Source organism: Exiguobacterium mexicanum, from assembly GCF_005960665.1.
GTDB classification, from domain to species: Bacteria; Bacillota; Bacilli; order Exiguobacteriales; family Exiguobacteriaceae; genus Exiguobacterium; species Exiguobacterium mexicanum_A.
Genome location: NZ_CP040676.1, coordinates 2,170,944 through 2,184,147 on the forward strand (window position 1 = coordinate 2,170,944; position 13,204 = coordinate 2,184,147).

The window sequence follows — 13,204 nt, forward strand, 5'->3', positions numbered from 1 at the left end:
ATGATCGCCTCCTTTTCACCATCATACCGTGTCTTTAGTTGTCGCGTGAAGGTTCGGGTGGGTTAGCTGGTAAGCGGAGCGCGATCAACAACGCGATGAACGCCGCAAGTGCCGCTCCGATGAAGACGGTATTCAATCCGGTGGCGATGAGTTGCTCGCCTTGGAGCCGGACCGTCGTGTTTAACGTCTCGGTGACGCTTCGATTAAAGAACGATTCGAGTGATACGTCGCTCAAGCCCGCCTCGTCACGGAAACCGCTGAGGACGATAAAGTTGAATACTGCACCAAACACGGCAACACCGAGCGTCTGACCGACTGTACTCAAAAATGAGTTCGCGGCCGTCGCGGTCCCGCGTTGCCGGTAAGATACGACGGTCTGCAAGACAACGATGAACATCGGCTGTGACAAGCCGAACCCGACGCCAATAATGGCGACAGCGAGGTAGACGAACAGATCTGGGCTTGATTGCGTGAGCAGCGTCAAGATGATTGTCCCGATCAACAAGAGACTCATTCCTGTCACGGCCCGACGCCGTGGCGAGGCCGCTCCAAGTGTACGGCCGCCGATAATCGACGTGAATGTCCAAGCGACCGAGAGTGGCATGAGCATGAATCCGGCTTCGGTCGCTGATTTCCCAAGGACGGCCTGTGCCCAAATCGGGATATAGGCCGACATTGACACGAGGACCCACGCCGCGAAGAAGACGGCCCCATTGATCGACGCGATGATTGGTTGTTTCAATAATTCGAGTGGCAACAACGGTGTCTTCGCCCGTCGTTCCGATAAGAAGAAACTGGTGAGCAAGATGACGCTGAAGACGGCACTGGCGACGACCGAGGCCGTCCAGACGTTCGTTTCGCTGAACGTGATCAGCCCATACAAGAACGCCGTCGTACCGAACGCAAACAACAGCGCTCCTTTGACGTCAATCCGTTCCGTCGTCTCGGTCACGGTCTCTTTATAGAACGTGACGATCATGATGAACGATAAAAGTGCGAACGGTACGTTCAATAAGAAGACGTAACGCCAAGACAACGTCTCGACCAAGAACCCGCCGATGACCGGACCGAGCACGCCCGATACGCCCCACACCGCGCTCAAAATCCCTTGAATCTTGCCGCGCTCTTCGTATTTATACAAATCGCCGATAATCGTCATCGAGATCGGTAATACCGCACCGGCGCCGAGCCCTTGAAGCGCCCGGAAGACAATCAGTTGTTCCATCGATGTGGCAAGTCCGCAAAGAAGTGAGGCGAGCGTGAACAGCCCGATTCCAAATAACAGGACACGCTTTCGGCCGAACAAATCGGCCACCTTCCCATAGATTGGTGTCGATACCGCCGTGAACAGCAAGAAGGCGGCAAACACCCAGCTCACGAGGGCAGCCCCATTCAATTCGCTCGCGATGACCGGCGTTGCGACGGAGACGACCGTCCCTTCAATCGCCGCTAAAAAAGTCGCCAACAACAGCGCGACCGTAACATTCTTTCTCATTTGTTTCATCTCCCCAATAAAATAGCGGTGCCGGAAGGTTCCGAACACCACTTCAACTGTCTATTATTTTGTGCGAGCCGCGCCGGTTTGACAAGCCTCAACTTCCGATTCGAAAAAGAAACGTTTGATTTCAGCATAAGCCGCCGCTTCGTCCGTGACGAGGACGCGACCTGCGAGCCGACCGTCCTTGAGCATCCATACTTCATCAGCGAGCATCGCTGCCACATCAAGCTGGTGTGTCGAGCAGACGATCGTCGCACCACGCTCAGCTTCTTCCCGCAACAAGCCACCGAGCAGACGCATCCAAGTCGGATCGAGTCCGTTCGTCGGTTCATCGAGGAGCAAGATGTCAGGTTTCGTCACGAGCGCCTGCGCCAGTAGGAGACGTTGACGCATCCCTTTCGACAACTTCCCGACGGCTCGGTTTCTCAATCCATCGAGACCGACGCGCTCCAACAGCGCTAAATCTGGTTTCACGCCTTGCCATAATGTGTAATAGGCGTACGTCTCACCGACGGTCCAAGACGGATCGAACGCAAAGTCGTCTGGCATGTATCCAAACGTCCGATGGTACGTCTTCCCGCCATCGATCGTTCGACCCTTAAGGACACGCTCCCGACGCTTGGGGGAATCGTGCCGTTCATAAGATTCAACAGCGTCGACTTCCCAGCCCCGTTACTGCCGCATAAAGCGACGACCTGGCCTGAGTCAATCCCACCGTCAAGCGGATGGAGCGCCCATGACTCGCCGTATCGTGAGTTCGTGACGAGCGGCCGGGTCAACTCGTGTCCGGTCCCGTTTTCAATATAAATGCCGTCACGGACGTGGTCGACGATGGCTCCTTTGATGACGGTCGCCTCGCTATCCTCGATCGAGATTCCTTCCTCCTCACCCTTCCCTGTCACGTTCGGTCGAATCAACCTGACCCCGTAACTGTTCTCGACGGCGATCCCGGTCCCGGTCGCCTCAATCGTAACGTCGATGACTTGATGGCCGAGTCCCACGACGAGCACCGCGGGTACGGTCGTCCGTTCGCACTGTTCGATCTCGACGTTCTCGAGCACGGCCCCGGTCCCTTCGAGTTGAAACGCAGGATGTTCACAACTACTGAACCGCTTTCCTTCACCGTTAAACGTTTCGTTCGATTGAATCACAATCGGTTCTTCGAGCGACACCGGTTCCTCGTTCGCTTGAACAGTGATCGGTGAGAAGAACCATAACGCGAGTAACCCGCTTAGTCGTTTCATAACCCCTCCTCTTGATCAATCGCTTACAGAACATATTGTACGAAAACCCAGGGGGGTATGTGTGTCATTTTTATGGGATTCATGTGACAGTTTCTTCATAAAAAAAACACAAGTGGCGAAGGGGTCATTTCGCCGCTTGTGTTGCTATCATTTCGCCTTATCGGCCCATACTTTCGTGAAGTCTTGAAGCATCTCGTCGCCTGTCTTTTGACCGCCAACGTATGCTTGCATCAGTGCGCCATACTCGTTGACCGCACCATCCGGATACTTGAACCAGTTCCACGAAATCGTCTTGCCTTCGTTCGAATAGGCCAAGATATCGTCCGCAAGTGGTCCAAGGTCGTTCGCTTCAATCGATTTGAACGCCGGGATAAATTTGAACTTGTTGACCATGTAGTCTTTACCCGTATCGGACGTCGCCATCCATTCGAGGAAATCCTTCGCTTCTTCCTTATACTCGGAGTTTTTGTTGACGACCCAGTTGTTCGGGACACCGACCGGGAGGCGGTCCATCTTTTCTTTGTCATCATTGATCGGAATTGGCACGAAGCCCATCTCGATGTCCGGATTCACGTCGAGAATCATCTGTTGCGCCCAGTTCCCTTGCTGAAGTATTGCCGTCTCACCTTGAGCGAACTGTGTGACTTGCGTGTTATAGTCCGTCGTGAGCGGGTTCTTATTGCCGTATTTGATGGTGAGGTCAAACAGTTTCAAGAATTGTTGGAACTGCTCATTGCCCTCAAATTTTTCTTTATTCTCGTTCAGTGCCTGGATGAACGCATCCGGGTCGTCTTGTTGCGCCATCGGAATGTTGAGCAAGTGAATTCCGAGAATCCAGAATTCGGCATAACCGACCGAGAACGGCGTGATGCCTGCTTTATCCAACTTCTCAGCCGCATCCGTCAACTCAGACAACGTCTTCGGCAACTCACTGATGCCCGCCTTCTCGAACAGCTCCTTGTTGTAGATGAAGCCGTATCCTTCCAAGTTCATCGGCATCCCGTACAGTTTGTCGTCCATCGTCATCGGTTCTTTGGCCACTTCGGTCAAGTCACCGACCCATTTCTCGTCCGACAAGTCTTCCAACTTGTCTTTCCACGTTTGTGCTTCGGTGAAGCCACCGTTATTGAAGATGTCCGGTTCATTGCCTGACGCGAACTGGGACTTGAGCGCTGCCCCATAGTCGGCTCCGCCTCCGACCGTTTGGACGGTCACTTTGACGCCCGTCTCTTCTTCGTATTCTTTCGCCATCGCCTCGAGGTCTTTGGCGATTTCCGCCTTGAACTGGAAGACGTTCAACGTGACGTCTTGTTTGTCCCCGCTATCCGCGTTCGCATCGTTCGATCCTTCATCTTCCGTAAGCGACCCGCCGCCACAGGCCGCAAGAGTCAATACCATCCCAGCCGTCATCACGGCGGTCGATAATCTCCATTTACGTTTCATTTCGCTTCCTCCCTAAGTATAGAGTCGACAATTATGATTCCAATCGGTACACCCTAACTTTAGATGAAAACGCTTCCATTATGTAGGTGTCAAAATTGACGTGTAGGGTGGAAAATGTTGCACAGAAAACCAGGACTTTCTTATTGAAAAAGAAAGTCCTGGTTTTAGTTTCTTCTATATAATTACAACAGGCTGATTCCGGCTTCTTCACACGCGGTGATCATCTCACTCGGCCAAACCGAAGATTGGACTTCGCCGATATGGCGGGCACGAAGCAAGTACATGGCGACACGGGATTGCCCGATGCCCCCTCCGATGGTAAGCGGGAGGCGTCCTTCGAGGACGGCTTGGTGGAACGGGTACTTCCGTTTCTCTTCGGCACCGGCAGTAGCCAACTGCTCAGCGAGTACCGTCTCGTCGACACGGATCCCCATCGACGACAATTCGAACGCCGATTCGAGTTCCGGGTGCCAGACGAGGATGTCGCCGTTGAGTGACCAGTCATCGTAGTCGGCCGCACGACCGTCATGCTTATCGCCTGAGGCGAGTGCACCACCGATTTGCGAGAGGAAGACCGCACCGTACGCTTTACAAATCGCGTGCTCACGTTCTTTTGGTGTGAGCGTCGGGTAAAGGTCTTCGAGTTCTTGGCTCGTCAAGAAATGAATCGACTCTGGCAAAATCGCCTCAATCCCGTACATCGATTCGACCGTCTGTTCCGTCTCGCGGAGTGCCGCGTAAATCGATTCGACCGTCGCCTTCAAGTACTCCGTCGTCCGGTGTTCCCGGGCGATGACGCGTTCCCAATCCCATTGGTCGACGTGAAGCGAGTGCGTCGCGTCGAGCTCTTCATCACGACGGATGGCGCGCATCTGGGTGTACAAGCCTTCCCCGACCTCGAATCCGTAACGGCCGAGCGCTTCTCGTTTCCATTTCGCGAGCGACTGAACGATTTCAAGTTCGTGTCCCGGATACTGCGTGTCGAACTGAATAATGCGTTCGACGCCGTTCAAGTGGTCGTTGACACCGCTCGCCGATGTGACGAACAGCGGGGCCTGCACTTGTGTCAACCCAAGCGCCGTGCTGAACTTGTCTTCGAATGTCGCCTTCACTACTGTAATCGCCTGTTGTTTCGCTTTCATCTTGCTTGTTGCTGTCGTTGTCATGTTTTCTTCCTCCAATTGTGGGATTTTGGGACGGAGCAATAGAAAAAAGCCCTCCAATCCCATGGACTATGGGACGGAAGGCTTCAAGCTCCGCGGTGCCACCCAAATTAGTAGACGAATCTACTCACTTTTTCGAGACGAACATCTCGTAGTTCCGATAACGGGGAACATTCCGGCTACGTCTACTTGCAAAGCGTTCGGGTAGCGACTCCAGGAGGTTCTTCGACAGAGATTTCAGTCCGGGCTCTCACCTTCCCCGGATCGCTTTGCTTACGTCTTCTGTGTACTCGTCCTTTCAATGTCGTTCACAATTGAATTGACCCAATTATTATAAATATTCCGACAAATGTCAACAGCTTTTTTCAAAAAAAATTCTCCCCCGTGTAGCGGACGGGGGAGATCCCTTGGGAAGGGTTATTTGATCGAGCCGCTCGTAATCCCTTTGATAATATGCTTTTGCATACCGAAGAAAAAGACGAGGAGCGGAACGATCCCAAGGACTAAACCTGCGAGTGCCAAATCCCATTGTTTTGTATATTGTCCGAAGAAATAGAACGTCGCGAGCGGAATCGTCCGCAGTTCGATGTCTCGGAGGACAAGTGAAGGTAACAGAAAGTCGTTCCAAATCCAAAGGCTGTTCAAGATGACGATTGTCACCGTGATCGGTTTTAAAAGCGGGAACACGATGCGCCAAAAGACGCCCCACGTCGAGCAACCGTCAATGATGGCTGCTTCTTCGATTTCTTCCGGAATCGACTTCATAAACCCGTGATATAAGAACACGGAGATGCCTGACCCAAACCCGAGATACATGACCATCAGTCCCCAATGGCTGTTTAACAACCCGAGTACGCTCGATACTTTCACGAGCGGAATCATGATTGACTGGAACGGGATGACCATCGCCGCGACGAACAAGAAGAAGATGACCGTCGAAATCCAATGTTTCGTCCGGACGAGCTTCCAAGCCGCCATCGATGTGAACAACACGATCAGTAGGTTCGCGCCGGCCGTGATGAGGAGCGAGTTCAAGAAGACGCGTCCGTAGTTCATCGCCTCCCATGCCTCTGAATAGTTCGAGGCGAGCCAAACGTTCGGCAAGGCAGACGTATTCGTGTAAATCTCGGCGATCGATTTGAACGAGTTGACGATGACGTAATAGAACGGGACGAGGTACAAGAGCCCGAGTAAAATCGCCACCAACTCGACGAGACCGAGCCCCGCCGTATATCCGCCCATCCGCAACGGCTTTTGTGGCAACAATTGTCGTGGTGCCTGATCGATATTCGCTTCGATGCGTTCAATTTTTTCCGTCGTCATGCCTCCACCTCCCGCTTTTTCGTCAAGTACACTTGCGTGACGGTAATCGCCGCGACGACGAGGAAGAAGATGACTGCTTTCGCCGAGCCGAGTCCGTAGTTATTATTCACAAACGATTCGGTATAGATGTTCAAAGCGAGCATCTCCGTCGATTTGAACGGCCCGCCGTTCGTCAGTGATAAGTTCGTATCGAATACTTTGAACGACCATGAGATGGTCAAGAACAGACAAATCGTGATCGACGGCATGATCATGGGGAGGGTGATATGACGAAGCATCTTCAACCGGTTTGCCCCGTCGATTTTAGCCGCTTCAAGTAAATCTGTCGGCACATTTTGGAGCGCCGCAATGTAAATGACCATGACATAGCCCCCACCTTGCCAAATGGCGACGATGACGATGCCCCAGAACGCCGTCTGAGCGTCACCTAGCCACGGCAGTTCGAACAGACTCCACCCGGTCAATGCACCGATTGATTCAAAGCCCTTCACATAGATAAACTGCCAAATGAACCCGAGAATAAGCCCGCCAATCAAGTTTGGCATGAAAAAGACGGTGCGCAGAATATTGCGCGTCTTAATATTCATCGTCAATAGTAAAGCCAATAGGAAGCCGACGATATTCGTCAGCACCACGGCCACGAGCGTATATTTCGTTGTGATCCAGAACGATGCGCGGAACTGTTCATCTTCAAATAAAATCCGATGGTAGTTGTCCAGTCCGACCATATTCAATTGCCCCGTCACACCGTTCCAATCTGTGAAACTGTAATAAATCCCGTTGAAAAATGGAATAAGCACGATTGCCACAAATGCCAAAAAGGCCGGACCAACGAATGCGATAAAACTCGCCGGCTTCTTCCAATTTCGTCTCCGTTTGATTCGTTTCGGTGTTTCTGTCATGTTCATCGCCTCCACTATCAACTTACCTTCCTGGACCAAAAATGAAAACGGATACATTTGACGGAAAGGGTGGAATATATTGCACTCAATGGGTGAATTCTACGAAGCGATGGGTTATGATAAACTCAATGACAACACGAACGAGTCTTCCCTAACGAAAGATTAAACCTTGATTCCGGGTCGATTCACGAATGAAATGTACTAAATAGGTTATAATGTTCGAAAGTGGAGGGATTTTATACATGACGACGATTAAACCGTTATCCGACCTAACAATTGCCCAACAAGCCGAGATGCTACCTGTCAAAGAGATTGCGGAAAAACTCGGTTTACAAGAAGATGACCTCGATCTATACGGGAAATATAAAGCCAAGTTATCATTCGATGTCATCGATCGGATGGCGACTCGAGAAGACGGGAAACTCATCCTCGTCACGGCGATCAATCCGACTCCAGCCGGCGAAGGAAAGTCGACCGTGACCGTCGGACTTGGACAAGCGTTGAATCAACTCGATAAACAAGCAATCGTTTGTCTACGTGAACCATCACTCGGTCCGACGATGGGCTTAAAAGGCGGTGCGGCCGGCGGCGGTTTCAGCCAAGTGTTGCCGATGGAAGACATCAACCTTCACTTCACAGGTGACATGCATGCGATCACTGCAGCTCATAACACGATCAGCGCCATGCTCGATAATCATCTTCATCAAGGGAACGACCTCGGGATCGACGTCCGTAAAATCGTTTGGAAACGTGTCCTCGACTTGAATGACCGTGCACTTCGTCACGTGACGATCGGCCTCGGCGGCAGTGCCCACGGGGTACCGCGTGAAGACGGATTTGACATTACCGTGGCGTCTGAAATCATGGCCATCCTCTGCCTCGCCGATTCGTTGACCGACCTCGAGGCACGCATCAAGCGCATCGTCGTCGCCTACGATCAAGACAACGAACCGATCACGGCCGAACAAATCGGGGCGGCTGGTGCCGCGACACTGTTGTTGAAAGAAGCATTCAAGCCGAACTTGGTGCAAACACTCGAACAGACGCCCGCGCTTGTTCATGGTGGTCCGTTCGCCAACATCGCTCACGGCTGCAACTCGTTGATTGCGACAAAAACTGCGCTCAAGCTCGGTGAATACGTCGTCACCGAAGCGGGATTCGGAGCCGACCTCGGTGCCGAGAAATTCTGTCACATCAAGTCACGCATCGGTAAATTAAATCCGGACGCCGTCGTCCTCGTGGCGACAGTCCGTGCCTTGAAAATGCATGGCGGCGTCGCCAAAGACCAACTCCACGTCGAGAACGTCGGAGCCGTCGGGAACGGATTAAAACTTCTCGCCAAACATGTCGAGACGATGGGGAAACTTGGCTTGCCGACCGTCGTCGCCCTCAACCGATTCAATTCAGACACGACCGAAGAGTTGGCGGCCGTCATCGACTGGTGTGAAGCGAACCACATTCGATTGGCGCTCAGTGAAGTGTGGTCAAACGGAGGCCAAGGCGGACGCGCGCTCGCCGAGGCCGTCATCGAGACGATTGAGTCGAATGAGAGTGCATTCACCCCGCTCTATGCGTTGACCGATTCGATCGAACAAAAAATCTTGACGATCGCCCGTGAAGTGTATGGGGCGGCCGACGTCACGTTCACCGCGACCGCAAAAAAACAAATGGCTCAAATCGAAGCGAACGGCTGGCAACACTTGCCGATTTGTATGGCGAAGACGCCGTTCTCGCTGTCAGACGACCCGACGAAACTCGGTTACCAGCACGGGTTCACTGTGACCGTAAGAGAGTTGAAACCGTCGGTCGGCGCTGGCTTCCTCGTCGCCTTGACAGGTAACGTCTTGACGATGCCGGGTCTGCCGAAACAACCGGCCGCCTTGAATATGGGGATTGATGAGACTGGGAAAGCGATTGGCTTATTCTAATCAAGACAACGGAGGGAGAGGGATGGACGTCACGGAACATACGTATGCGGACGGATACCGGACACAACTATTGCACGTCAAGGCCAGACAACCGATTGGAAATTGTTTCATTTTCCATGGGATGCTTGAACATCATCAACGTTATGTCGAATTCGCTGATTTTTTGTCAGAAATTGGTTTTAATGTGTTTCTGTGCGACCTTCGCGGCGCCGGTTCTTTGGCCCGAACCCAGTCCACTTACGCTCATCTATCTCCACACGAAGGATTTAATCAAATGGTCGACGACGCCATCTCGCTCCTCGATCATTACCAAGATGCATTGCCGACCATCGTCCTCGGCCATAGTTTCGGCTCACTGCTAGCACGCCGACTCGGCCAACAGTTAGGTCATCGCTTGGCAGGCGTCATCGCCGTCTCCCCGCCCCCGCATTCCGGATTGATTGGACGTGCCGGACTGTATGCGATCGATTGTGCCATCCGATTCAAAGGGAGCGCCCATGAGTCCCGGTTGTTCGAACGCTTATTGTTCGGACGGTATAACTTGAAATTCTTACCCGCCACGACCGAGAGCGATTGGATTTCGAGTGTCCCCGAGGAAGTGATCGCCTATGTGAACGACCCGGACTGTGGTGGCATTCCGACGCTCGGTTATTTACATGAGGTAGCAAAAGCGTCACTCGATGTGACCTCCGCCGCCCGGATTCAGGAGCATCCGAAAACACTCCCGATTTTATTCGTCGTAGGTGTCGATGATCCTGTCGTCCATGACGGAGAAGGACTCTCCGGAATCGTCCGCAAACATCAGGCCGCCGACATCGAATTGACCGTGCTGTCTTATGATCAGGCTCGCCATGAAGTGCTCCGTGAGCGCCAACGTCAAGATATCTGGACGGACATCGGCGACTGGATGCATCAAACGGTACAAATCGCAAAAAGAACCTCCATTTCCTAGGAGGTTCTTTTTATTTACCAAAAACATACAACAGCATTCTAATTCATTTACCTTTTTTGTAAATCAAATTCTTCTTTCCAATTTTTAAGTGCGCTATACTTAGACCGCACACTACAAAAATACATGTATGTTTATACGTATTCACCGAAAGGGGTAACACATTGAAGCCAACGATCACACGATTGAGCACGGCCGTCCTCATCTCTAGCACGGTGTTGAGTACGCTCGTCCCCGCTCATTCATATGCAGCAACATACGAAGGAACAGTCAATACCTCTATTTTAAACGTCCGATCTTCTACATCGACTACGTCATCTATTGTTGGAAAACTGACAGAAGGAACTAAAGTTCAAATATATTCAACTAGTAACAGTTGGGCTCAAATCAATTTCCAAGGTCAAAAGCGATATGTCGCATCTTCTTACCTCACATTAAAGCCATCTATGACGAAAACAGCAACTGCTAACGCATACACTGCCGATGCGAACGTCAACATGCGTTCTTCAATGACTACGTCCGCGCCGATTCTCAAAACTATCCCGAAAGGGGCGACGGTCACATATATCTCCACTCACGGAGCGAGTGGTTCATGGTTGAAAGTCACATATGGTGGGAAAACTGGATACGTGGCTCAACGTTATTTCTCACCAGTTGAAGGTGGGACAGTGTCAAACCAGTCAAGCACGACTCACACTATGAAGTTAAGTACAACAATGCACAGCTCGATGAGTACGTCTTCAAAGGTATTGCTTACGATTCCAAAAGGTGCGCAAATCAAATTTTTGTCTGCACATGGCGCAACTGGGTCATGGGCGAAAATCACTTACGGTAGTAAGACTGGATATGTCGCAAAACGTAACGTCCAATTTCCCGTGACCGTCGAACCGAAGACAATGTACGTCAAGACGAAATCTAGTATTTATAGCTCGATGTCAACTTCAAGCAAGACGTTGGGGACACTCTCAGTCACGACAAGTGTCAAACTTCTATCGACACATGGTGCGACCGGTTCATGGGCGAAAGTAGCAGTCGGTTCGTTAACGGGCTTTGTACCGATGCGAAACTTGTCCGAGTCGCAAATTGCAGCGCCTGTCACTCCTTATTATGCGCAACAAGCAACCACGATGTTTTCGTCGACTTCGACTAGCTCGAAAGTTCTCCAAACGATTCCAACTGGTGCGAAGGTTGATCAACTTTCTGCTCATGGTGCAACGGGATCATGGTTCAAAGTTCGCTACGCAAATGTAACGGGTTATGTAGCCTCACGAAACTTCTCGCTCACACCGCCTCCAACTTCAACTGAACAATACGGACCGGAGCGCGAAGTCAGAATAGTGGTCGATAACAATATCCCATTGAACGTCCGTGAAAAAGCGGACGTCAGTAGCAATAAAGTTGGTGAGTTGCCGAACGGTACGATCGTTAAAGTAAAACCTGTACTCAATTCAGTTTGGGGCATTTTGACGAGCGGAAGCTTCGCCGGAAGTTATATCCATCTTAGTTATACTGCAACGGTCACGACACCACCACCGGCGACAGGAATCAAACGTATCGTGTCTTACACGAGCTATCCAATCACGGTTCAGGCGATGGCAGAGCGCCAAATGGCTCAATTTGGTCAAACTGACGCCCATCGATACGCCAAAGCCTATTTACCACGCGCGTGGGTAAAAATCGACGGCTCAACAGGAACAATCATCAACAACAACATCAGAGTCATCTCAAGCGTCGGGACAGCCTTAAAATCGAGCGCTTCAACGACCTCAACGACGCTCGCTACTGTCCCGAACGGCACCTTACTTCAATATGTCAGTCGACAAACAGTCGGCTCAACGGTATGGTACCGAGTAAAGCATGGAACAATGACAGGATTCGTGACACCAAGTTCTGTTGTCGGCGAAGCGAAGATTTTGGAGCGAGCCAGCCTTACATCACATGCTTACGGTCAAATCAACCCAGATGAGAAAGTAACAATCACAGGTCAGGAAGGAAACTATTATACGGTATCCTACCGTCGACCATCCGGCCATAATATTCGAGTCTTCGACAACACGTGGCGTCGTGCTTCAGTGTCAGATATCGAACCTTATGTCAATCCGAGTAACTTCAGTCAAGATTCACAGGCGTTTTATCAATTCCTTGACTTGTCTAAGAGCGCAGGTACAAGTGCGTCCACATTAAATGGGGTTCTTCAGGACAGTGGGACACTTACTGGCCAAGGCCAAGCGTTCATCAATGCGGCGAACCAATACAACGTCAATGAAATCTATTTGCTCGCACACGCTATTCATGAAACAGGACATGGAAAATCGATCCTCGCCCGGGGAGTCCCAGTGGATAAAGATGGAAACGCCTTAATCAATTCGAGTGGTGTTCGAATCCACCCCGACCGTAAAGTTGCCGCTACTGTGTATAATATGTACGGCATTCAAGCAGTCGACAGCAGTCCGCTTACGACAGGTGCCAAGTTCGCCTTCGAGCAAAAATGGTTCACACCAGAGTCAGCTATTGTTGGGGGCGCTTACTGGATTGGCGCAAGTTATATTAACCATCCTACGCATAAACAAAATACCTTATACAAAATGCGCTTTAATCCGGCCGTACCTGGTAATCATCAGTACGCCACCGACATCGGATGGGCAACAAAACAGACGACTCGAATTTTCGAAATTTATCAAAACCTCGATGCTTATACATTGCACTTCGACGTTCCAAAATTCCAGTAAGACACAAAGAGACACGCAACCGTTA

General features: G+C 51.2%; 8 protein-coding genes, 2 pseudogenes and 1 other annotated feature. Of the genes and pseudogenes, 3 read left to right on the plus strand and 7 right to left on the minus strand.

Annotated features, from left to right (window positions below; genetic code table 11):
- Positions 1–34: 34 nt before the first annotated feature.
- The 7 genes and pseudogenes from FED52_RS11550 to FED52_RS11575 all read right to left on the minus strand — a co-directional run bounded on the left by FED52_RS11550 (position 35) and on the right by FED52_RS11575 (position 7,573).
- Positions 35–1,495, minus strand: coding sequence for an MDR family MFS transporter (locus FED52_RS11550; RefSeq protein WP_034781148.1), 1,461 nt, complete (start codon positions 1,493–1,495; stop codon positions 35–37).
- Between the two features lie 63 nt (positions 1,496–1,558).
- Positions 1,559–2,277: pseudogene (locus FED52_RS13900) on the minus strand (ABC transporter ATP-binding protein).
- Positions 2,278–2,301: 24 nt separating this feature from the next.
- Positions 2,302–2,742 (minus strand): annotated as a pseudogene (locus FED52_RS14070) (right-handed parallel beta-helix repeat-containing protein); the annotation flags it as partial.
- Between the two features lie 147 nt (positions 2,743–2,889).
- Entirely contained in the window at positions 2,890–4,185 is a 1,296-nt protein-coding gene (locus tag FED52_RS11560) for an ABC transporter substrate-binding protein (protein WP_138859954.1), read from the minus strand.
- Positions 4,186–4,367: 182 nt separating this feature from the next.
- Entirely contained in the window at positions 4,368–5,351 is a 984-nt protein-coding gene (asnA, locus tag FED52_RS11565) for an aspartate--ammonia ligase (RefSeq protein WP_138859955.1), read from the minus strand.
- Positions 5,352–5,417: 66 nt separating this feature from the next.
- Positions 5,418–5,659 (minus strand) — a binding site (T-box leader).
- 106 nt (positions 5,660–5,765) lie between these two features.
- On the minus strand, positions 5,766–6,590 hold the full coding sequence (locus FED52_RS11570; RefSeq protein ID WP_138860340.1) for a carbohydrate ABC transporter permease: 825 nt from the start codon (positions 6,588–6,590) through the stop codon (positions 5,766–5,768).
- A 77-nt stretch (positions 6,591–6,667) separates the two neighbouring features.
- Positions 6,668–7,573 carry a carbohydrate ABC transporter permease gene (locus tag FED52_RS11575; RefSeq protein ID WP_034781156.1) on the minus strand — a complete coding sequence of 302 codons (906 nt, stop codon included), beginning with the start codon at positions 7,571–7,573 and terminating at the stop codon, positions 6,668–6,670.
- A gap of 242 nt (positions 7,574–7,815) precedes the next feature.
- Between FED52_RS11575 and FED52_RS11580 the strand changes: the two genes are divergently transcribed.
- From FED52_RS11580 to FED52_RS11590, 3 genes are all read left to right on the plus strand, one after another.
- Positions 7,816–9,501, plus strand: a complete 1,686-nt coding sequence (locus FED52_RS11580) for a formate--tetrahydrofolate ligase (RefSeq protein WP_138859956.1) — start codon at positions 7,816–7,818, stop codon at positions 9,499–9,501.
- A 22-nt stretch (positions 9,502–9,523) separates the two neighbouring features.
- On the plus strand, positions 9,524–10,453 hold the full coding sequence (locus FED52_RS11585; protein WP_138859957.1) for an alpha/beta fold hydrolase: 930 nt from the start codon (positions 9,524–9,526) through the stop codon (positions 10,451–10,453).
- Positions 10,454–10,614: 161 nt separating this feature from the next.
- Positions 10,615–13,179 carry an SH3 domain-containing protein gene (locus FED52_RS11590; protein WP_138859958.1) on the plus strand — a complete coding sequence of 855 codons (2,565 nt, stop codon included), beginning with the start codon at positions 10,615–10,617 and terminating at the stop codon, positions 13,177–13,179.
- The last annotated feature ends 25 nt before the right edge of the window (positions 13,180–13,204 follow it).

Excerpts from the sequence above, each read along its gene's own strand:
- FED52_RS11560 (WP_138859954.1), bottom strand. The coding sequence starts at position 4,185 with ATGAAACGTAAATGGAGATTATCGACCGCCGTGATGACGGCTGGGATG.
- FED52_RS11550 (WP_034781148.1), bottom strand. The coding sequence starts at position 1,495 with ATGAGAAAGAATGTTACGGTCGCGCTGTTGTTGGCGACTTTTTTAGCG.
- FED52_RS11575 (WP_034781156.1), bottom strand. The coding sequence starts at position 7,573 with ATGACAGAAACACCGAAACGAATCAAACGGAGACGAAATTGGAAGAAG.
- FED52_RS11580 (WP_138859956.1), top strand. The coding sequence starts at position 7,816 with ATGACGACGATTAAACCGTTATCCGACCTAACAATTGCCCAACAAGCC.
- FED52_RS11585 (WP_138859957.1), top strand. The coding sequence starts at position 9,524 with ATGGACGTCACGGAACATACGTATGCGGACGGATACCGGACACAACTA.
- asnA (WP_138859955.1), bottom strand. The coding sequence starts at position 5,351 with ATGACAACGACAGCAACAAGCAAGATGAAAGCGAAACAACAGGCGATT.
- FED52_RS11570 (WP_138860340.1), bottom strand. The coding sequence starts at position 6,590 with ATGGGCGGATATACGGCGGGGCTCGGTCTCGTCGAGTTGGTGGCGATT.